This is a genomic window from Haloplanus ruber (genome assembly GCF_024494725.1).
GTDB classification, from domain to species: Archaea; Halobacteriota; Halobacteria; order Halobacteriales; family Haloferacaceae; genus Haloplanus; species Haloplanus ruber.
Genome location: NZ_JANHDK010000001.1, coordinates 1,034,441 through 1,054,569 on the forward strand (window position 1 = coordinate 1,034,441; position 20,129 = coordinate 1,054,569).

The following is a 20,129-nucleotide window of genomic DNA, read 5'->3' on the forward strand; positions in this document are numbered from 1 at the left end:
CGGGTCGACTCTGGCCGGCATCGAGAAAAACGCTGGCGCTTTACACCAGCGCCAGGACGGCCGTCGAGGCGGCGTCGACGGCCGTCTCCCAGACGGAGAAGCCGGTGGCGATGCTCAGGACGGTGTCGGCCGCGAAGAAGGCAAAGAGGCCGGCCGAGAAGAGGTGCGCCTTCCGGAGATCCAGCCGGTGGGAGAATCTGTGGAAAAAGAAGGCGTTGGCCAGGCTCACGGGGATGATGGCGAGCATCTCGCCGGCCCAGATGGCCGGGCTGGCACCGTACTGAGCGGCGAGGCCGATGGTGACGAGTTGGGTCTTGTCGCCGAATTCGCCGACCGCCATCATCGCGAAGATGGGCACGAAGCCACCGAGTGCGTCCGGCAGTTCCCGGCCGAACACTCGCGGCTCGAAGTCCGTCGACAGCGACGTCATCCCGCCGTCGGTGGTCGCGGCGTCGACCGCCTCGGGATCGCCGTTGGACGGCGCAGACCGATAGAGCAGGATCGCAAAGACGAGAAACAGACCAGCGGTGAAGGCGTCGAGGACGACCGGCGGCAGGGCGCGCTGGAGTGCCTCGCCAAAGAGGATTTCGAGGGTGGTCCAGCCGGCGAAGGCCGCCCCCGCCGCGCTCACGACCACCATCGGGTTGTACCGGGTCGAGAGTCCCGCGATGATGAACTGCACCTTCTCGCCGGGCAGGACCACGAGCTGGGCGACGAAGGCGACGGTGAGAATCTCCAGCCAGCCCGTCACGCGCCGCTCACCCCTTCGAGTTCGTCCCGGTCGTTCACCCGGTCCGTGTCGACCGGACGGACCCGAATCGTCCGCGCGACGCCTTCAGGGAGGCTCTGCTCGTCGTCGCCGATCCGGACCGTAACCATCCCGAAGGGGGCGACGTCGACGACGTCGAGTTCCGACCCCGGGCGGACGCCCACGTCGTCGAGGTACGCGAGTTCCGCCTCGTCGCGGTCACGAACTCGTTCGACGACTACGCACGCGCCCGGTTCGTGGTCCGTCAGGGGCGTGGTCTCGTCGCCGTCGAGCGGGCGGAGTTCCGCGCAGGGGATGGGATCGCCGTGCGGATCGACCTCGGGGTCGCCGAGCGCCTCGGCGACCCGGCGCTCGAACTCCTCGGAGATGTGGTGTTCGAGCGCGTCCGCCTCGGCGTGGACGTCCGTCCACGAGTAGTCGAGATGCTCGGCGAGGTACGCTTCGAGCAGCCGGTGGTGCCGGATCACCTCCAAGGCGACCGTCTCGCCCTCGGTCGTCAGTTCGACGCCCTTGTACTTCTCGCGTTCCAGCAGGTTTCGCTCCGTGAGCTTCTCGACCATGCTGGTCACCGTCGGCGCCGTCTTGCCGACCTCGTCGGCAATGGCGGAGGTCGCGACCGGCGCACCCTCCTCCGATTGGAGCCGATAGATCGCCTTGAGATAATCTTCCATCGCGTCACTCAACATCTGCGTGCCCGGTTTTAGACACGTCTAATCTATAAACCTGTCGCGCCAAATACTAGAGTGGTCCGGGGTAAACCCTCAGACGCCCTGGCTCATCAGGTGGCTCCGGAGCAGGTCCGCCGTCTTCACGCCGGCATCGGCGTTGATCAGTACGACCGTCTCGTCGTCGCCGAGGGCGCCCCGCTCCGCGAGCGCCCACGCGCCGGCGGCGGCGGCACCGCCCGTCGCGCCCACCTCGGTACCCAGTCGCTGTGTCAGCGCCACCGCGCTCTCCAGCATATCGTCGTCGTCGACGGCGACGGCCTCGCCCTCGCTTGCCGCGATGGCGTCAAGCGCGAGCGCACCACCCGCGGGGTCGGGAATCTCGAGTTCACCACAGATGGTGTCGGGATACTCGACCGGGTGGACCTCGCCGTCGCCGTCGTGGGCGTCGACGATGGGCGCACAGCCCTCGGCCTGGACGGCGTGGACCCGAGGCATTCGGTCGGTCAGGCCCAGAGTGACGAGGTCACGGAATCCGCGTTCGATCCCCACCAGCGTCTCGCCGGTGCCGACGGCGACGACGACGGCGTCCGGCGCCGTCCAGTCGCGTGCGCCGGCCACCTCGTAGGCCAGCGTCCGGTAGCCGTCGTGGCGGTACGGCGTCGTGAACTCCTGCAGCGAGTACCACTCGCGGGCCAGGTCGTCGTGGAGCGCGGCGAGCGCGTCGGGATACCGTCCGCCGCTCACGCGCATGTCCGTGCCGTGGACGTTCACCATCGCCTTGTTGGGGAAGGGTGCCCGGGAGGGGAGGAAGGCATAGCAGTCGATGTCGGCCCGGCCGGCGTAGGCCGCAGCGGACTGGCCGGCGTTGCCGGCGGCCGCGAGTCCCAACAGGTCGGCACCCTGCCGGTCGGCCATCGTCACCGCAACCGAGAGTCCGCGGTCGAGGATCGTTCCTGTAGGGTTTCGCCCCTCGTCTTTGAGGAGGACCGCGCCGACGCCGAGGTCGGCGGCGAGGTCGGTGGCGTCGAGCAGCGGCGTTGCCCCCTCGGCAGCCGAGACGGCGTCCGCGGCGTCGACCGGCAAGAGCGCGTCGTAGTCCCACATCGACCGCGGCGCGGCCGGCAGGGCCGCGGGGTCGACGGCGTCGAGGTCGTAGACCGGGTCGAGCGGTGCGCCCGCGTCGCTCCGGCCGACGTGATCGAGGTCGTACCGCTCGCCGGTTGCCGTACAGTCGAGACCGAGGAGCCGTTCGGCGGTGTCCATGCCGGCGGTTGCGACCGGAGGGGCAAATCCCTGTCCATGAGCATGGCTTCTTTACCATCGCCGGCCGACCGTCCGATATGGACGACACACCGTCGGTCGCCGTCGCCGGCGCCGGACTGGCGGGGCTCGTCGCCGCGCGACACCTCGCCGACGCCGGCGCCGACGTCACCGTGTTCGAACGCCGCGAGGAGGTGGGCGGCCGGGTCCGGACCCGCCGCCGAGACGGATTCACCCTCGACCGAGGCTTTCAGGTCCTCTTTACCGCCTATCCGGCCGTGCGCCGGGAACTCGATCTCAGCGCGCTCGACCTGCAGTCGTTCTCGCCGGGCGCCGTCATCGCTCGCCCCGGCGAGCGGTCGGTCCTCTCGGACCCGCTACGCGACCCGCTCTCGCTCACCGATAGCCTGTTCAACCGCGAGGTGACGACGACCGACAAACTCCGGACGCTCGCCCTCCGACAGCACGTGGGCGAACGCGACGAGACGGCCATCTTCGAGAGCCCCGACGACCGGATCGACGACTATCTCCGCGATTGGGGCTTCTCCGAGAAGTATCTCGACAACTTCGTTGCGCCCTTCTACGGCGGCATCACGCTCGACCGCTCGCTGTCGACGTCCAAGCGCGTCTTCGAGTACACGTTCAAGGCGATGAGCGAGGGACTGATCGCCCTCCCCGCGGAGGGGATGGCTGCCGTCCCCAAGCAGTTGGCGGCCCGGGCCCGTGAGGCCGGGGCGACGATCCGTCTCGACGACCCCGTCGCCGCGGTCACGAACGACCGAAACGGGAGGGTGACCGTCGAGGCCGAGCGTCGCACCGTCGACGCCGACGCCGCCGTCGTCGCCACCGACCCGCGAACGGCGAAACGCCTGACCGGCGTGGCGTCGGTTCCCACCGCCGCCCGCTCCTCTGTCACCCTGTACTGCGCCCTGCCCGACGGCCCTTCCCTCAACGACGCTCGGAAGATCCACCTGAACGCGGCCGACGACAAGCCGAACGCCGTCGTCCCGCTCTCGGCGGTGGCACCGAGCTACGCCCCCGACGACCGCCGACTGCTCTGTGCGACCTTCCTCGGCGACGACGTCCTCGATACGCCCGACGACGTACTCGTCGAGGCGACCCGCGAGGCGCTCGCGGCGTGGTATCCCGAACGCCGATTCGGCGGACTGTCGGGCGTCCACACCGACCGGATCGAGTTCGCCCAGTTCGCCCAGCCGCCGGGCGTCCACGACGACCTGCCGGGCGTCGACGACCCCGACGGTCCCGTCTACCTCGCTGGTGACCACACGGCGTGGTCGTCGATCCAGGGGGCGATGCGGAGTGGGCGAGAGGCCGCGGCAGCGGCGCTGTCGGAGCTGTAAGCGCGAAATAAAAGATCGAACCCGGCGGCGTCAGCCGAGCGGTTCGTCGGTGACGACGAGGTCGCCGCGGTCCTCGGCGTTGCCGAGGCTCCCCGGCGAGAGGTCGAAGTCGAAGGCGCCGGTCGGCAGCGCGAGCGTCGAACACGCGTTGGGCACGTCGACGACGCCGCTCTGTCGGCCCTCGACGGGCACCGTGCCGAGGATGTGCAGGGCCTGCTGGCCCGTGTACCCGAACTGCTTCAGGTAGTCGATGGCCTGCAGACACGCCCGGCGGTAGGCCGTATGCGAGTCGATGTACTTCTGTTCGCCGTCCTCGGTGACGGAGTAGCCACAGAAGGTGACGTAATCCTCGAAGTTGGGGCCGCGATGTCCCGGTTCGAAGATGGGGTGGGTGACGCCGTGGTCCTCCATCCCGTTTTTCACCACCTCGAACTTGCAGTCGATGTACGCGGCCATCTCGATTGCGCCACAGAAGGTGATCTCACCGTCACCCTGCGAGGCGTGGAAGTCGCCGACGCCGAACTTGGCTCCGTCGACGTAGACGGGGAAGTAGACGGTCGATCCAATCGAGAGGTCCTTGATGTCGTGGTTGCCGCCGTGTTCGCGTGGCGGAACCGTCCGGGCACCCTCCTTGGCTGCCTCCTCGGCCTCCTCGGGATCCATCTCGCCCATCAGCGCGCCCTCGGGGGTCGGCGGATTGGCCACACCGGGTTCGGCCTCGTTTGTCGGGTGGTTCGGAATCGAGTCGGGGTCCTCCTCGAACTTGTCGATGAGTGCCTGCTCGCGCTCGTTCCACTCGTCGAGGAGTTCCTGGCTGGGGGCACACCCGGCGAGGCCGGGGTGGATCTTCCCCTCGTAGCGGACGTCGGGCACGTGCCGAGAGGAGACGGTGTAGCCGTCCAGATCCCAGACCGACTTGGCGGCATCCGAGAAGTGATCGGTGAGGAATCCCCCGCCGTTTTGCTGTGAGAAGGTGCCGGTGAACCCGAACTCCGAGCGGCCGTTGAGCGGCCCCATATCGAGGAACTCGACTTTCAGGAGGTCACCGGGTTCGGCACCGTTGACGTGGACGGGGCCGGCGAGATAGTGGACCTGTGTGAGGTCGACGTCGCGTACCTCGTCGGGGTCGTCGTTATCGGTGATCTGACCGCCGGTCCAGTCGAGGGCTTCGAGGCGAGCGGTGTCGCCGTCGTCGACCTCGACGACCGCAGGGATGTCCGGATGCCAGCGGTTGAACGGGTTCGCACCGGGCTGTTCGTCGGGGGGACTGTCAACGTCGACTTCGAATTTCACTTCGGGCATTGGTATCGTGGGTCGTGTGGTACCCAAGAAGTAATTTCAACCATCTTCACTTAGTTATTTGGTTATATTTGGTATATTAGTTCATATGTGAACGAGTGTTCGAATTATGCCCACGGCCAGAAGCCGGCGGCCATCAGATACCCGCCGACGGCGGTGGCGACGCCCGTCGCGGCGGTGAACCAACCGACCGGAACAGTCAGTTCGTCACGCTGGAGGCCGAGCAACACGAAGAAGGCGGCCCAGAGTACCGCCCAAATCCACCAGAGCGCAGTCAGTCCGACGTCGCCGCCAAGCAAGACGAGATAGCCTGTGGGTGCGGCGGTGAGTGCGACGAAAAAGCAGTACCATCCGAACGAGCGTTGATCCTCGACCCCTCGGATCGCGTTCGATCCGATCCAGAGGTACGTCATCGAAAACAGGAGTGTCCCCGCAGCGTTGAACGGCGTTCCGTCCGAGGCGTCACCCCCGAACGCCCACCAGAGAACGATCAAAAACGTGATCGCCCCCGTCAGGAAGTTGAATATCGCGACGTCGCTGTCGTCGCCGTAGCCGAGGAGCCACATCCCGTTGACGAAGAGGACCCCCCCAACGAACAGGAGTCCCATCCCCAGAATCTCATACAGCGGCATCGACACCCTCCGACACCGAGAACTGTTCTTCCGTGGTCAGTATGACCCTGCTATCTAAACAATCGTGTATAATGACACCCAGTTTGTGCATTACATGCCTACATACAACAGGTATTATTTAAAATTTATCTCCAAACCGAACAGTCGCGGGGCGCGTGCGATTGCCTCCCCCTCCGGGTCACAGACCGAGAGGATCCGTCGGCATCGTCGTCCCCCCGTCAGTGACCGATAGCCCACGGATAGCCGCCGGTCGAGCGCTGGACGCCGCCACCGCCGGTCCCGTGGTCGTGGTCGTGTCCCTCTCCCTCGTCGTGGAGAGGTTCGTCCGTCTCGATCACGTCGTCGACCCGCAGGAGGAAGGTGGCGGCCTGCGCCGCGTTGGCGATCATCCGCTCTTTCACCCGTGCGGGTTCGAGGAGTCCGACCGCGACGGCGTCACAAACGTCGCCGGCCGTGGCGTCGACGCCCGCGGTCGTCTCGCCGGCGTCGTGCCGGCGGCGGAGTTCGAGCAGTGCGTCGACCGGGCGCATACCGGCGTTGCGGGCGAGCGCAGCCGGAATCGTCTCGATGGCGTCCGCGAAGGCGCTCACGGCGAAGGCCTCGCGGTCGGGGACGGTACGCGCGTGAGAGCGAAGGTCGCGTGCGAGACCGACCTCGACCGCGCCGCCGCCGGGAACCAAGCCGGGGTGTTCCGCCGCCGTTTCGAGGACCGTGAGGCCGTCGGCGACGATGCGTTCGGTCTCCGTGGCGACGTGGGCGGTTCCCCCTCGGAGGAGCAACGACCGGTGGGTCGCCGACGCGTCACACACGAGGACGAAGGGCGTGTCCCCGACCTGTCGGCGTTCGACGGCGTCCGCACGCCCGACCGCAGTCCGGTCGAGGTCGTCCAGATCTAGTACCGGTCGTGCGCCGGTCGTGCGTTCGAGTTTGTGGACTTCGTCCTGGCGGGTCCGCTCGAAGACGAGGACGCCCTGACGGGCGAGAAGCGTCCGTAGCCGGTCGTCGACAGCCTTCTGGCAGAAGAGCACGTCGACGCCGTGGGCATCGAGGGTGTCGACGTATCGCTCGTAGGTCTCGGACTCGAACGCCTGGGCACGTTCGAGGTCATCGACGTCGTCGACGGCGTACCGCGGCGCCGACTCGGGGGTCGGGATGGTGAGTTCGTCGTCGACTACCGCGACGACGGCGCCGTCGACACGGGACGGGACTGGGCTCGGAACGTCCGAGAGCGCTGTCGAGGACCGATCCGTGTCGATGACGAGGCCATCGAGGAGTTCGGAGGCCTCCGTGTCGGCACCGGGGACAGCGTGCAGCGTCAGGCGGTCCTCGCGTGGCCGGTCGCCGTCCCGGATCGCCTCGTGACTCTGGACCACGAGGTCCGCGAGAAACGCCGTTCGCTCGTCGTCCCAGCGGCCGGTGACGGTCGTCTCGACCACCGCCCGCCGCGTCGCTGTGTCCATCGACACGGCGGCGGTGTGTGCGTCGAGTTGTGAGCGCGCACGGGCGGCCGCTCGCGTGTAGCCCTCGATCACCGTCCTCGGATGGAAGCCGTCGTCGAGAAGCGAGGTGGCCTCGTCGAGCAGCGCCCCCGCGAGGATGACGGCCGCGGTCGATCCATCGCCCAGTTCGCCGCTCTGTGCGCGGGCGATATCGGCGACCAGCGTCGCCGCCGGCGATTCGATCTCCATCCGCTCGACGATGCTGCTCCCTTTGTTGGTCAGGAGGACCTCTCCACCGCCGACCAACATCTTGTCCGACCCCATGGGGCCGAGCGTCGTCCGCAACATCTCGCCGAGGGCGACGCCGGCGGAAAGATTTCGGTCGACGGCATCCTCGCCGTCGACCCGATCTACGACGTTCGCTATCGTCTCTAGTCCGGCCATGGTATGCTGATCGTACGTCCGGACAACCTATCGAACCATAAACGCACGGATATATGCGATATTGTGGGGCATACGCGAACCTATTCGAAGGATATTCCAGAGTCCCGCCATCGGTCGGCCCCTTCACCGTCGCCGGCGGGTGTATCTCGGCCAGACACCCGCGACCAACGTTTACAATCCCCGCCAGAGAAGGCCGCGTATGGTCTCTCATCCCGACTGGTTCTCGCTCGACACTGGCGAGACGATGGTTCGGCAGGGCGCGCCGCGGGTGCGTCGGGTCCTGCCGGCGGTCGTCGCGGCGACGCTCTGGCTCGGCCTCCTCGCGGTCGGCGCAGTCGTTGCTGTCCGGACGCTCGTGGTATCGACCCCGGTTGCCGTCGGCGCTGCCGTCCTCCTCGCGCTTCCGGCGGTCGCCGGGACCGCGTGGCGCTACCTGCGGACGGTCAACGTCGAGTACGTCCTCACCGACCGAAACTGCTACCGAAAACGAGGAGTCCTCTCGACCAGCGTCACCCGCGTCGGTCTCGGGGACGTCGAGCGTACCGCCCTCCATAAGAACGTCTGGGGGTCGATCTTCGACTACGGCACTGTCTCGATCAGCACCGCGGGCACCGACGGCGTCGACCTCCGGCTTACCGACCTCGACGGTCCCGAGGCCTTCCGCGACGAACTCCAACAGCGGGCAGGTCACGAGACCGGGGACGGGTCGACCGGAGGGTCGATCCCCGATTCCGCCGGACTGGACGCCGCGACGGCCGAGACGCTCCTGACCGAGTTCACCGCGTTGCACGCGGCGGCCGACCGCCTCGACCGGGAGGTGAGCGACGGATGAGCGAGGCCACGCCCGACGCCGATATCGGAACCGAGACCACGACCCAACCGGAGTGGGTCTCGCTCGACCCCGGTGAGGAGGTCGTCTGGACCGGACGGCCGGCCTTCGAGACGCTCTATGGCACCATCGCGACCGGTCTCGTGCTGACCGTCGTGGTGATCGGCGTGCTGATCCTCCTCGGAGTGCCCTTTGCCTACGTCCGAATCCAGAACACCGAGTACGTCGTCACCACCCAGTCGCTGTACGTCAAGACGGGCATCTTCTCGACCAACATCGAGACGGTCGACCTCGACCGCATCCAGAACACGGAGTTCAACCGGAGCTTCTGGGGCAAACAGTTCGATTACGGCTCCATCTCGATCAGCACGGCCGGAAGTAGCGGCGCCGAAATCTCCTTCGACGGCATTCCGGACGCCCCCGCCGTCCGCGACCGGATCACCGAGTTGAAACGCCAGCGGACGGAGCGAGAGGGAACGGAGGGCGAAGGCGGCGACGCGCCCGCCAGCGCAGCCCAGTTGACCGAGTTGATCGAGGAAGTCCGGGCCACCCGAGAGGCGTTCGAGCGGATCGAGCGTCGACTCGCGGACGGCACGGACGACGACCCGGACGATCAGTCCCGGACGAACGCCTCGTCGCCGTAGCGGTCGAGAATGTCGAGGAAGCCGGCGCGTTGCTGTCGGAGTTCCGGCGGCAGGTCGTCGTAGGCGTGCTCGAACATGGACGCCGGATCGGCCTCTACCTCGGCGGCCGCCTCGATGACCGCGGCGACGTGGTCCGCGATACCGTCCCGGATCTCGGCGTCGCGTTCGTCGTCGAGGCGGTCGGTCCGCCGGAGGAAGGCCTCGAATCGGTCTAGCGGGTCGCGGTCCTTCCAGCGTTCGACCTCCTCCTCGTCGCGGTAGACGGTCGGATCGTCGGCGGTCGTGTGGGCGCCGTAGCGGTAGGTGATGGCCTCGATCAGCGTCGGCCGTGTCTCGCCCGCGGCGGGGTCGTGGGCCCGGTCGACGGCCTCTTTCGTCACCTTGTAGCACGCGAGTGGGTCCATGCCGTCGACGCGGACACCCTCCATGCCGTACGCCGCGGCTTTCTGTGCGATGGTGTCGCTCGCGGTCTGTCGCTCCACGGGCACCGAGATGGCCCAGCCGTTGTTGTTACAGAAAAAGACCGTCGGGGTGTCGAACACGCCGGCGAAGTTCATCGCCTCGTGGAAGTCCCCCTCGCTCGTGGCGCCGTCGCCAAAGTGGACGACTGCGGCGCGGTCGTCACCCTTCAGTTTCGACGCCCACGACAGCCCGACCGCGTGGGGTAGGTGGTCCGCGATGGTGATGTTCAGCGGGAAGACGTGTTTGTCCGCAAGCGTCGCGTTGCCCGACTCGTGGCCCATCCAGTACGAGAGGTAGCCGGCGTCCAAGTCGCGGACGACGACTGCGCCGTGTTCGCGATACTGATAGAGGATCCAGTCGTCGTCGGCGAGTGCGTAGGTCGACCCTACCTGTGCGCCCTCCTGCCCCGCACAGGAGGCGAAGGTGCCCAGTCGCCCCTGCCGCTGGATGTTGATCGCCCGCTCGTCGAAATGCCGGGTGAGGCGCATATCGCGGTACATATCCAGAAGCGTCTCGTCGGAGAGGTCCGGGACCGCATCCTCGTCGACGGGGACGCCGTCTTCGTCGAGCACCCGGACGAACTCGCCGTCCTCGTAGTCCACGGTCAGTCACCCCGGTTCCGTTCGTGCTGCCGGTTTCCTGGCCGCCGTCGGGCGACCCGCGTGTCGGACTCCCGCCGTGGCCGTGGCCGTCCCTGCATACCTCGCCCGAGAACCTCCGCCGAGTAAATGCTATCGCCGACGGAGGTGGGGTCGCAGGTCGGCGAGGCGCGGAAACCACAGCGTCTCACCTTCGACGACCACGCCAGGCCGGACCGTATCGAGAGACGGCACCAGCGGCGAGTCGACGCCGTCGCGTTGTTCGACCCGGACGCCCGCAGCACCCGTCGAGAACGCCGGAAGCACGAGCGTCGGCCGGTCGGCGTAGCCCGATTCCACCCACAGGAAGCAGTCGCGTTTGTCTCCCTCCACGGTCAGTGCCGGGTGGACGTGTCCGCAGACGTACCGTTCGGCGTCCGTTGCGGGTGCCTCGTGGCCGTGACAGACGACGGTCCCGTCGGAGAGTCGGTAGGCGTCGTGGACCGGTCCCGGCCACGCGTCTGTGAGGCCACCGTCGTGGTTGCCGGCGACGGCCACCGGGCGCGCACCGGCCGCGCGGATCAGCCCCGCGAGCGTCCGAAGCGTCCCGCCCGCCCGCGGCCGTGGCGTCCCGAACCGGTGGAGCAGGTCACCCGCGAGGACGACGGTCTCCGGCGCGGTCGCCGCAACGGCCGCTGCGAGGCGCTCTCGGAGGTCCGCACGCTCGTCAAGTAGGGGGCCGGCGTTCGACGCCGCGGCCCACCCGACGTGGAGGTCGGCAACGACGAGCGTCGCGGCCGCGGGGAGGTAGGCCGTTCGGCCGTGCGTTTGCGGGGGCACAGTCGTCCGGTTGGCCCGGACGGGCAAAGCGGTGACGCCAGGGCTAGTCGGCGTGCTCTTTCGCCGTCGCGTAGGCCTCGCGGAGCCGGCGGAAGGATTCGCTGTCCCCGCCCTGGTCGGGGTGGACGTCCTTCACGCGCCGGCGGTACGCCGCTCGTACCTCCTCGGCGTCGGCCGTCGGCTGGAGGCCGAGTTGCGAAAACGCCGCGCCGACCGACTCACCCTCTGTCGTCGACCGTTGGCGTCCGGTCTCCGGGACGTCGAAGGGGAGTCGCCGGCCGAGCGCCGATCCGGGCATCTCGTGTTCACAGAGGACGGCGTGTGTGTCCGTCCCCTCGATGGTGAAGTACGCCTGTGGGTCGAAGGTGATGGCGACCGCTCGCTCGGGCAGGTAAAACGCGACCGTCTCCCCGTGGACCGACGCGTCCTCGGCGTACCGCTCGCCGATGGTACCGAGGTAGGTCCGAATCTCTGCCCGACGGCGGTCGGTGCCGTCGATCCGCTGTCGCCGGTCCGTCGGTGGGGTAGGAAAGAGCCGGTCTCCCGCGACGAAGATTCCCGCGACTAGGAGGACGACGGCGAGACCCATGGCGACCCCGACGAGCAACCACGCCGGCAACAGGGACAACCACTCCACGAACACGCCCCTCGTTTGGAGTGCGCAGTAAAGAATTTCTCGACGGCGGCGAGTCGCTCAGCCGATATACCGGAGGTCGTCGTCCGTCGGGACCTGCGCGCTCTGGTTTTGCATCTCCTGGATCTTGCCGACGACTTCCTCCATCTCCTCGGCGCGGTCCTCCAAGGAGTCGTAGTCGAGGTCGAACCCGAGGACCGCCTCAAGCACTTCGAGGACGGCACGGGCGCTCTTGGGGTCGACCAGATAGCCGCTGGTTTCGCCCATCAGACAGGCGGCGTCGAGGCCGCGACGGCGGCCCATCCCCAGCAACAGGCCGCTGACACCGACGATGCCGCCGGCGGGTTCGTCCTCACGGAACTCGACGCCCGCGTCCAATAAGTCCGTCTTCAGGTCGGCGTCGGTCACCGCACCGAGGACGTGGTACTCCTCGATGAGTTCGCCCGTGGGGACGCCACCGAGGGCGAACAGGCGCTCGGCGCCCAGCCCGGTGGCAACGTCGAGGAACGCCTCGGTGAGGTGGTAGTGCCCGGCGTTGCTCCCCGCCTGGTGGTCGCCGCTGAGGACGAGCAGGTCGCGGCCGTCGGTCTTGACGGCGTGGAACTCGGCACAGACCAGTTCCGCAACACCCTCGTCGTCGATGCTCACCTGCGGGGGGAACTCGTCGGCGTACACGCGGCGGACGAGTTCGCTCTCGTACTCTTCGAGCAGGTACTCCGCGGCGAGTTTCCCCACGTGACCGACGCCGGGAAGCCCCTCGATCAACACCGGCTCCGACACCGTCGACTCCGCGACCGTCTCGATCTCGATGGCGTCCATACCGCCTATTCGCGTTCGCGGCGCTTAAGAGCGCGTCGGTACTCCCCGTACGGGTCCGCAGGATCGAAGGGCGCGGGTGCGCTGTTGACCGCCGCGGCGCCACACTCCGGGCAGGTGTCGTCGAGCGTGTACACCGGGCGGTCGTGGCTGTCCCGCCACGCACCACACACGCGGATGTCCGCTTTCATCGCCCCGGTCGCGTCCGAAGGCTGACACGCCGAACCGGGGGCGTCAGCCGTCCGGGGGACCCGAAGAGAGTCATTCGTCGTCGGTCTCGCGCTCGCGGTGGTACCGCGCCGTGCCGCCGGCCGTCGCGATAGCCTCACTGGCGCGCTCGGCGCTGGCTTCGAGTTCCGACTCCGCGCGCTTGTAGTCAGGGGCCTGCACCTGGATGCGGTACTCCGGCGACCCGACGTAAGAGACCGACAGCTGCACCTCGTCGCCCACGTCGCCGTTGCCCTCGGCGGCTTGGAGCGCCTCCTTGATGTGGTCGACGCCGTCGCCGTTCGGACACTCGAGGTCGACGTAGCCGGTGACGTTGACGTACGGGACCGAGACGTTCTCGCGGGCGGTCGAGACGATTGTCTCAATGTCGCCGTCGTCGAGGTCCACGTCGTCGAGGGCCTCGATACCGTGGATCGCCGCCGACTCGAAGGCGTCGTAGAGGCTCTCGAACTCCGCGAGGAGGGCGTCGGCGATCCGACGGTACTCCTCGTCGGCGACGTCCTCGCCGAACGCGAGACCCATCCACTTGTCGGCTTTCTGCTCGTTTTTCCACTCCTGAATCTTCTCTTTATGTTGGTGCTCGTTGACGTCCTTGATCGAGAGATCGATCTGCTGGGACCCCTCGTCGACGTCGAGCACCTTCGCGACGACCGTCTGTCCCTCGCGGACGTGGTCGCGGACGTTCTTGATCCAGCCGCTGGCGACTTCGCTGATGTGGGCGAGGCCGCGTTTGTCCTCGTACTCCTCGAGGTCGACGAACACGCCAAAGTCGGTTATCTCGTCGACCTTGCCGACGACGAGTTCACCCGGTTCGGGCCAGCCACTGTATTTCATGGTGTCAGCGTGCCTCGACGGTGCCGGTGACCTCGCCTTCGAAGGCGGCGTGACCGCCCGTCGGGCGGGCGAGCGTGCTCCCGCAGACCGCGCAGTTCACCGTCGTCGACACCTTGTCGAAGACGGTCTGTTCGTTGCCACAGTCGGCACACTCGACGGTGACGAAGTTCCCCGTCATTCCTGGAACTCCAGTCGTCCCGCGCGCCATCCCTCGCGCATGTGGGCCTTGCCGCACTCCGAGCAGCGGTACTTCAGGTTGGTCTTTTTCGTGGGTTTGTCGCCACCGGGCACCTTCGAGAACTTCCCGGCGTTGCCGATGGTGGACGTGTTCCGCTCGCGCTGGCGGTCGATCCACTTCATCCCCGTCTCGCGACCGCGACGCACTTTCTCGACCTCGTGCTCGAAGTGCCCGTTGCAGTGCGGGCAGTACGTGTTGAATCGGCGTGGCATCTGCATAGATAATCTACCTTACCGGGGATTTCACGTCGGGCGTTAAAACCCGTTCGGTGTCCGGTCGATGCGTGGCCCGCTCACTCGGGGAACAGCGGCGGCGACAGGCTTTCGCGCTCGATGAGTTCGATCTCGTGGCCGTCTTGATCCGTCGTGAACGCGTACATGTCGTCACAGGACGACGGATCGCGGTAGTCCGCCGCCTCGCGTTCCATTAACTGCTCCCAGTCCTCGTGCAGGTCATCGACGCGGACACAGAAGTGCCCCCACGCGTCGCCCATGTCGTAGCTCCGGCCGTCGTAGTTGTAGGTGAGTTCGACCGCCATCGCCTCCGGGGCCGCGCCCGCGGGCTTGGTGAAGTAGTTGGCGAAGCTGCCGGCCTCCCACCGCCCCGTGGGGACGTGTTCGAACTTCCGAGTCCAGAAGCCAAGCGCCGCGTCGGCGTCCTCGACGCGGATCATAGTGTGGTCCAGACTCCAGCGGGCGCCCTGTTCGCGCTCGACCAGTTCCACCTCGTGGCCGTCGGGGTCTTTCACGAACGCGTACTGACCGCCACAGGAGTCGGGGTCGCGGTAGTCTTCGACGCCGGCGTCGGTGAGTTCCGCGTAGGCGTCGTAGACGTCCTCGACGCGGACTGCGATGTGCCCCCAGGCGTCGCCCATCTCGGTCGGGCCGCCGTCGTGGTTGTGCGTGAGCTCCAGCATCGCCCCCTCCTCGTGCATCTCCTCGGGACCAAGGTAGACGATGGTGAACGTGTCCGCCTCCCAGCGGTCTTTCTCTTCGTAGTCGAGGTGGGACTGGTACCAGTCGAGCGAGTCCTCCAGATCCGCGACCCGCATCATGACGTGGTCGAGCGTTCCGTCCATATCCGACGGGTGGAGCGGCGGGCCGAAAAGCGTACCGCAACCGGCGGTCGGTGGTGGGAAGAGCGCTCAGTCCGCCCCGGAATCGGCGAGAAACGGCCGCGCGTAGTACCACCAAGCGACCGCCCAGCAGGCGACGGTGCCGAGCGGCCAGCCGACCCGCCCGGGCTGGAATGAAAAGCCACGGGAGAGGGTCAACGCCGCCACCCCGGCGGCAGCGAGGAGACCGGCGGTCACTCGCCGGTCCTCGCGGCCGACTGTCCCGGCCGCCGCGCTCGCGAGCGCGAGAAGATAACACGCGACCGAGAGCGGCCAGGCGGTGATGTACGCCGGAAGCCCACGGGTGTAGCGAAAGAGAAAGTCCCAGAGGAAGGTGATCCCGACCGGATCGACGTTCGCCAGCCCCCACGCAAAGACAAACGAGGGTGGGCGCCCGCCCGCGAAGGTCTGGACCGACCACGGCACCGCAAGGAGCGCGAGCACCGCGCCGAACCGACGGCGGGGGGACGCGAGAGTCACTATCGGCGGGCCACGACGCGCATCACGTCTTCGTCCTGAAGTTCGTGGTCACGGCCGACCTGTTGTTCGTCGTGTTTCGCGCTGGGACCGGTGACCCGAGCGAAGCGGAAGCGTTCGTCGAGGGTGCCGCCGAGTTTCGAGAGCGCATCGTCGACGGCGTGTTCCCCTCGGCGCAAGACGAGTGGTTCCTCGTAGTCGACGCCGCGACCCGGTTTGTCCATGTAGACACGAATCAGGCCGAGGGCGTCCCAGACCTCCTCCTTGAGCGCGTCGAGGCCGCGTTCGTCCGCGGCGCTGATGAACACGACATCGTCGGGGTCGAGGCCGTGGTCGCGGAGTTCGTCCTCGACCGTCGGGAGGTAGTCCGTGTCGATCAGGTCGGCCTTGTTGACGGCGACGATGGAGGGAAGGTAGACGCGGTTGTCCTGAATGCCGTCGATGAGTTCGTCGATGGTGCAGTCCCCGCGAATCGTCACGTCGGCGTTGACGTAGCCGTGTTCCCGCAACACGCTCTTGATCGTCCCCTCGTCGAGTGCGACGTCATCGGTCGTGGTGACCCGGAGACCACCCTTGCCGGTCTTGTTGATCGAGAGGTTCGGCGGCGAGGTGTCCAGACGGACCTTGTTGGCGTAGAGTTCCTCGGCGAGACGGTCGTACTGCTGGATCTCGAACACCGAGAGAACAAACACCACGAGGTCGGTCGTGCGGACGACCGACAGCACCTCCTGTCCGCCGCCACGGCCGCCGGCGGCGCCCTCGATCAGCCCTGGCACGTCGAGGATCTGGATGTTGGCGCCGTTGTGTTTGAGCATTCCCGGGTTCACGTCGAGTGTGGTGAACTCGTACTCGCCGACCTCGCTTTCGGCGTTGGTGAGGGCGTTGAGCAGCGTCGACTTGCCGACGCTGGGAAAGCCGACGAGACCGACGGTGGCGTCACCGGTCTTCTCGACCGCGTAACCGCCACCGCCACCCGAGGAGGCCTGCCGTTCGAGTTTCTCCTTTTTCTCCGCTAGTTTCGCCTTCAGCCGACCGATGTGCTGTTCGGTGGACTTGTTGTACGGCGTCTCGGAGATCTCCTCGCGGAGGTCATCGATCTCTTCCTCCAGGCCCATTACCCGCCACTCCGCCGGCGGCGTCGAAAAACCTGTTCCTTCGGCGTTCCCGCGCCAAGTGATAGAACTTCGACACGGTTATACTGGGGTACGGAGACGTGTCAGGTAGTCACCGATGCCGGATCCGGAGCGGTTGCGAGACAGCACACAGATCGTCCTCCCCTGCGAGGATCTCACTGGCCTCAGGGAGACGCTAGAGGCCGAGTTTGCGGTTACCGTCTTCGTGACGGACGACGCGGTCTGCCGGATCGTCGGCAGTCCGGTCGAGATCAAGGAGGTCGGACGATTCCTCGCTCGACACGGGATCAACCTCGCCTGACCGGGGCCGCTGGCGTCCGGAGACGGCGGTGGGTCGAAGCGTTTTCTACGCTCGACCGCTAACGGGCGCACATGGACGAGCAACCGGGGCTGAGCGACCAGTATCGGATGGCGAGCCCGTGGCCGCTTTTCGTTGCCCTCGGCATCCCCATCGCGGAACTCGGCATCCTGTTCGACGTATTCGTCGTCGCGGTGGCGGGGCTACTGCTGTTCTGCGGGAGTCTCACCGGAATGATCCGTGAAGCGGGCTACGCCGAGACGGCGTGGCGGCCGCTTGCGGTCTTCGCCGTCCTCCTATTCGCGGTGGGCGGAGTCCTCGCCTTCACCGACGTGTCGCTGGTGACCCGCGGCTACGCCATCCTCACTGCGGGTGGAATCCTCGCCGCCGCGGGCATCGGCGGGGAACTGTTCGTCCCGAAGCGAGACCCGGTCTGAGCAACTGCCGGCCGCCAGGCGGGCGCTATCTCTCGAGGATGGAAACCTATTTGTTCGACCTGTGTTTTGGGTGAATCATGGCGACGAAAGTGTTTGATCGGGACACGCTCCTCGATCTGACGGTGAATTTCATCCCACTGTTCATCCTCCTGTTCTTTCTCGTCGGCTACTTCGTGTACAACCCCTTCAAGCTCGGATCGACCGAACGTATCCTCCAGTATATGCTACTGGCCACGCCCTTCGTCCTGCTCGCGATTCTGACGTATCTCTCCGGGAAGGCCATCGCGTCGACCGAGAAGTCCAGTCCGGTGTACATGCCCGGTGCGGCGACGGTCGACGGCGCGGAGCCAATCGAGGACGAACACGAGGAGTGAGTGACGGGGGTCCGCGACCCCTGTGAGAACCACACGTACCGGCGGAGCTTCGGGGACCGCACCCGAATATTTCTTAACCCTGCGTTCCTGAGCAACGTCTATGCAGATCACCGGACAGTTAACGTTGACGGTGCTCATGGGGCTCTTCCTCGTGATCATCGCCGCGTGGCTCGCGCGGATCGAAGACTGGCGGTCGTACACGCCGCTTGGGAGCGGCGGGGCGGCCGGCGAGTCGGGATACGTCTCACAGGAGAAGCCGACGGGAATCAGTCGCTGGCTGACGACCGTCGATCACAAGGATATCGGCATGCTCTACGGCGCCTACGGCGTCCTCGCCTTCGTCGTCGGCGGCCTGATGATCATGGTCATGCGAGTGGAGTTGCTCGACCCCGGGATGACACTCATCTCGAACTCGTTTTACAACTCCCTCCTGACGAGTCACGGGATCACCATGCTGTTCCTGTTCGGGACGCCGATCATCGCGGCGTTCGCGAACTACCTCGTCCCGCTCCTGATCGGCGCAGACGACATGGCGTTCCCCCGAATCAACGCCATCGCGTTCTGGTTGCTCCCGCCGGGGGCCCTGCTCATCTGGGCGGGCTTTTTCCCGCTCGGTGACATCATTCCCGCACAAACCGCCTGGACGCTCTACACGCCGCTCTCGACGGGTGCCGGCGGCGGAAACCAGGCCAACGCCGGGGTCGACCTGATGATCCTCGGCCTCCACCTCACCGGTGTCTCGGCGACGATGGGGTCGATCAACTTCATCGCGACCATCATCACCGAGCGCGCCGAGGAAGTGACGTGGGCCAACCTCGATATCTTCTCGTGGACCATCCTCACCCAGTCGGGGCTGATCCTCTTTGCCTTCCCGCTGCTGGGCAGTGCGCTGTTGATGCTCCTGCTGGATCGGAACCTCGGAACGAGCTTCTTCGCTATCGAAGCCGGCGGGACGATGCTCTGGCAACACCTGTTCTGGTTCTTCGGCCACCCCGAAGTGTACATTCTCGTGTTGCCGCCGATGGGTATCGTCAGCTACGTCCTCCCGCGGTTCGCCGGGCGTCGGCTGTTTGGATTCAAGTTCGTCGTCTACTCCACCCTCGCCATCGGGGTGCTCTCGTTCGGCGTCTGGGCCCACCACATGTTCGCTACGGGCATGGACCCGCGCCTGCGCGCGTCGTTCATGGCGGTGTCGATGGCGATTGCCATCCCCTCGGCCGTGAAGACGTTCAACTGGATCACGACGCTCTGGAACGGGAAGGTTCGGCTCACGACCCCGATGCTGTTCTGTGTCGGGTTCGTCTCGAACTTCATCCTCGGAGGCGTGACGGGCGTGTTCCTCGCTTCCATCCCCGTTGACCTAGTGCTTCACGACACCTACTACGTCGTCGGTCACTTCCACTACGTCGTCATGGGGGCCATCGCCTTCGCCGGCTTCGCCGGACTCTACTACTGGTTCCCGATGTTCACCGGTCGGATGTATCAGCGGCGGCTCGGAAAGATTCACTTCTGGACGTGGATGATCGGGTCGAACATCACGTTCCTCGCGATGATCGTGCTCGGATACGGCGGGATGCCGCGCCGGTACGCCACGTACCTCCCCAAGTTCGCCACCTTCCACCAACTCGCCACGCTCGGGGCGTTGCTGATGTTCGTCGGCGGCCTCGTCTGGACGTACAACTTCGTTGTTTCGTGGCTCGAAGGTCCCCGGGTGCAGGACGGCGACCCGTGGAACCTCCGCGACGACGGGATGTACACCAACGAGTGGCAGTGGTTCCAGGACCGACAGGAGACGGCCATCACGGACGGCGGCGACGAAGACGTCGTTGCCGACGGCGGCACTGAGGAGTAGGGACGCAGCTTTTTTTACGGCCGATTCGCGTCAGGTTGCGAGCAGGATGCCGGTGACGAACATCAGGAGTGCGACCGACCCGAGGATGATTCCGAGGAGATCCGTGTTGCTCATACGCTCCCAACGGCGCGTATCGGCAAATGAGCATCGGTCCGAAGGGAAAGCGCTAATCGGCCGGTTCCCGTACCGCTAGCCGTGTCCGTGACGCAGACGCCACTGAACGGCCGCCGATTCGTGTTGTACCTCTATGTCGCCATCGTCGCGGTGGCCGGCGTGCTCGGGGTCATCCTCGGCGAAGTCGTCGACATGGGCGAACCGCCCCGCCTGTTCTTTCTCGTTCCGCTCCCGCCGAACGGCGCTGGCTTCGCGGTGTACGGCGTGGTGACCGTGGCCGTCGCGCTCGGCCTGCCGCTCGCACTCGTCGCCTACGTCTCGGAGCAAGAAGCGTCGGGGGAAGACACTTAGTCAC

Annotated in this window: 25 protein-coding genes; 8 read left to right on the plus strand and 17 right to left on the minus strand. The window is 66.6% G+C overall.

Translation table 11 applies throughout. The features are described 5' to 3' along the window. Nucleotides 1-40 precede the first annotated feature (40 nt). The 3 genes from NO878_RS05530 to NO878_RS05540 form a co-directional block, all read right to left on the minus strand. Entirely contained in the window at nt 41-751 is a 711-nt protein-coding gene (locus NO878_RS05530) for a TMEM165/GDT1 family protein (RefSeq protein ID WP_256404964.1), read from the minus strand. Further along, nucleotides 748-1,455, minus strand: coding sequence for a metal-dependent transcriptional regulator (locus tag NO878_RS05535; protein ID WP_256404965.1), 708 nt, complete (start codon nt 1,453-1,455; stop codon nt 748-750). Before NO878_RS05535 ends, NO878_RS05530 begins: the two co-directional genes overlap by 4 nt. A 75-nt stretch (nt 1,456-1,530) precedes the next feature. After that, a complete protein-coding gene (locus NO878_RS05540; protein WP_256404966.1) occupies nt 1,531-2,700 on the minus strand; it encodes a pyridoxal-phosphate dependent enzyme in 1,170 nt (389 codons plus the stop codon). Between the two features lie 77 nt (nt 2,701-2,777). On the opposite strand from NO878_RS05540, the gene NO878_RS05545 reads away from it, so the two are divergent. Further along, nucleotides 2,778-4,058 (plus strand): NAD(P)/FAD-dependent oxidoreductase, encoded by a 1,281-nt coding sequence (locus NO878_RS05545; RefSeq protein WP_256404967.1) that lies wholly within the window; start codon nt 2,778-2,780, stop codon nt 4,056-4,058. A 30-nt stretch (nt 4,059-4,088) separates the two neighbouring features. Here NO878_RS05545 and fmdA read toward each other — a convergent pair whose 3' ends face one another. From fmdA to thsB, 3 genes are all read right to left on the minus strand, one after another. Continuing rightward, a complete protein-coding gene (fmdA, locus tag NO878_RS05550; protein WP_256404968.1) occupies nt 4,089-5,360 on the minus strand; it encodes a formamidase in 1,272 nt (423 codons plus the stop codon). 104 nt (nt 5,361-5,464) lie between these two features. Next, complete coding sequence (locus NO878_RS05555) at nt 5,465-5,989, minus strand: AmiS/UreI family transporter (RefSeq protein WP_256404969.1); 525 nt, start codon at nt 5,987-5,989, stop codon at nt 5,465-5,467. 218 nt (nt 5,990-6,207) lie between these two features. Continuing rightward, nucleotides 6,208-7,872 (minus strand): thermosome subunit beta, encoded by a 1,665-nt coding sequence (gene thsB, locus NO878_RS05560; protein WP_256404971.1) that lies wholly within the window; start codon nt 7,870-7,872, stop codon nt 6,208-6,210. 199 nt (nt 7,873-8,071) lie between these two features. On the opposite strand from thsB, the gene NO878_RS05565 reads away from it, so the two are divergent. Beyond that, nucleotides 8,072-8,704: a PH domain-containing protein gene (locus NO878_RS05565; protein ID WP_256404972.1), complete on the plus strand. Its 633-nt coding sequence runs from the start codon at nt 8,072-8,074 to the stop codon at nt 8,702-8,704. Then, nucleotides 8,701-9,345 carry a PH domain-containing protein gene (locus tag NO878_RS05570; protein ID WP_256404973.1) on the plus strand — a complete coding sequence of 215 codons (645 nt, stop codon included), beginning with the start codon at nt 8,701-8,703 and terminating at the stop codon, nt 9,343-9,345. Before NO878_RS05565 ends, NO878_RS05570 begins: the two co-directional genes overlap by 4 nt. Here NO878_RS05570 and pdhA read toward each other — a convergent pair. The 11 genes from pdhA to NO878_RS05625 all read right to left on the minus strand — a co-directional run bounded on the left by pdhA (nt 9,315) and on the right by NO878_RS05625 (nt 16,681). After that, entirely contained in the window at nt 9,315-10,415 is a 1,101-nt protein-coding gene (gene pdhA / locus NO878_RS05575) for a pyruvate dehydrogenase (acetyl-transferring) E1 component subunit alpha (RefSeq protein ID WP_379824196.1), read from the minus strand. The two genes, NO878_RS05570 and pdhA, sit on opposite strands and share 31 nt — an antisense overlap. 123 nt (nt 10,416-10,538) lie before the next feature. Further along, on the minus strand, nt 10,539-11,225 hold the full coding sequence (locus NO878_RS05580; RefSeq protein WP_256404975.1) for a metallophosphoesterase: 687 nt from the start codon (nt 11,223-11,225) through the stop codon (nt 10,539-10,541). 43 nt (nt 11,226-11,268) lie between these two features. Further along, nucleotides 11,269-11,814 (minus strand): J domain-containing protein, encoded by a 546-nt coding sequence (locus tag NO878_RS05585; protein WP_305882637.1) that lies wholly within the window; start codon nt 11,812-11,814, stop codon nt 11,269-11,271. Between the two features lie 105 nt (nt 11,815-11,919). After that, nucleotides 11,920-12,678, minus strand: coding sequence for a proteasome assembly chaperone family protein (locus tag NO878_RS05590; RefSeq protein WP_256404977.1), 759 nt, complete (start codon nt 12,676-12,678; stop codon nt 11,920-11,922). A 5-nt stretch (nt 12,679-12,683) separates the two neighbouring features. After that, on the minus strand, nt 12,684-12,866 hold the full coding sequence (locus NO878_RS05595) for an RNA-protein complex protein Nop10 (RefSeq protein ID WP_256404978.1): 183 nt from the start codon (nt 12,864-12,866) through the stop codon (nt 12,684-12,686). 70 nt (nt 12,867-12,936) lie between these two features. Next, a complete protein-coding gene (locus NO878_RS05600) occupies nt 12,937-13,737 on the minus strand; it encodes a translation initiation factor IF-2 subunit alpha (protein ID WP_256404979.1) in 801 nt (266 codons plus the stop codon). A gap of 4 nt (nt 13,738-13,741) precedes the next feature. Next, the gene (locus NO878_RS05605) at nt 13,742-13,915 is read right to left on the minus strand and encodes a 30S ribosomal protein S27e (RefSeq protein ID WP_157688946.1); all 174 of its coding nucleotides are present in this window, start codon (nt 13,913-13,915) and stop codon (nt 13,742-13,744) included. Beyond that, entirely contained in the window at nt 13,912-14,193 is a 282-nt protein-coding gene (locus NO878_RS05610; protein WP_092631957.1) for a 50S ribosomal protein L44e, read from the minus strand. The genes NO878_RS05605 and NO878_RS05610 overlap by 4 nt, the downstream gene beginning before the upstream one ends. A 74-nt stretch (nt 14,194-14,267) precedes the next feature. After that, nucleotides 14,268-15,053: a VOC family protein gene (locus NO878_RS05615; protein ID WP_256404981.1), complete on the minus strand. Its 786-nt coding sequence runs from the start codon at nt 15,051-15,053 to the stop codon at nt 14,268-14,270. Between the two features lie 66 nt (nt 15,054-15,119). Then, complete coding sequence (locus NO878_RS05620) at nt 15,120-15,569, minus strand: TIGR04206 family protein (RefSeq protein WP_256404982.1); 450 nt, start codon at nt 15,567-15,569, stop codon at nt 15,120-15,122. Continuing rightward, entirely contained in the window at nt 15,569-16,681 is a 1,113-nt protein-coding gene (locus NO878_RS05625; RefSeq protein ID WP_256404983.1) for an OBG GTPase family GTP-binding protein, read from the minus strand. The genes NO878_RS05620 and NO878_RS05625 overlap by 1 nt, the downstream gene beginning before the upstream one ends. A 115-nt stretch (nt 16,682-16,796) precedes the next feature. On the opposite strand from NO878_RS05625, the gene NO878_RS05630 reads away from it, so the two are divergent. The 5 genes from NO878_RS05630 to NO878_RS05650 all read left to right on the plus strand — a co-directional run bounded on the left by NO878_RS05630 (nt 16,797) and on the right by NO878_RS05650 (nt 20,125). Further along, nucleotides 16,797-17,000 carry a VNG_1110C family protein gene (locus NO878_RS05630; RefSeq protein WP_256404984.1) on the plus strand — a complete coding sequence of 68 codons (204 nt, stop codon included), beginning with the start codon at nt 16,797-16,799 and terminating at the stop codon, nt 16,998-17,000. Between the two features lie 71 nt (nt 17,001-17,071). After that, nucleotides 17,072-17,434 carry a DUF7541 family protein gene (locus NO878_RS05635; protein WP_256404986.1) on the plus strand — a complete coding sequence of 121 codons (363 nt, stop codon included), beginning with the start codon at nt 17,072-17,074 and terminating at the stop codon, nt 17,432-17,434. A gap of 77 nt (nt 17,435-17,511) precedes the next feature. Further along, nucleotides 17,512-17,808 carry a DUF6684 family protein gene (locus NO878_RS05640; protein ID WP_256404987.1) on the plus strand — a complete coding sequence of 99 codons (297 nt, stop codon included), beginning with the start codon at nt 17,512-17,514 and terminating at the stop codon, nt 17,806-17,808. Nucleotides 17,809-17,944: 136 nt separating this feature from the next. Continuing rightward, entirely contained in the window at nt 17,945-19,660 is a 1,716-nt protein-coding gene (locus tag NO878_RS05645; RefSeq protein WP_256405465.1) for a cbb3-type cytochrome c oxidase subunit I, read from the plus strand. Between the two features lie 195 nt (nt 19,661-19,855). Next, nucleotides 19,856-20,125: a DUF7520 family protein gene (locus tag NO878_RS05650; RefSeq protein WP_256404988.1), complete on the plus strand. Its 270-nt coding sequence runs from the start codon at nt 19,856-19,858 to the stop codon at nt 20,123-20,125. The last annotated feature ends 4 nt before the right edge of the window (nt 20,126-20,129 follow it).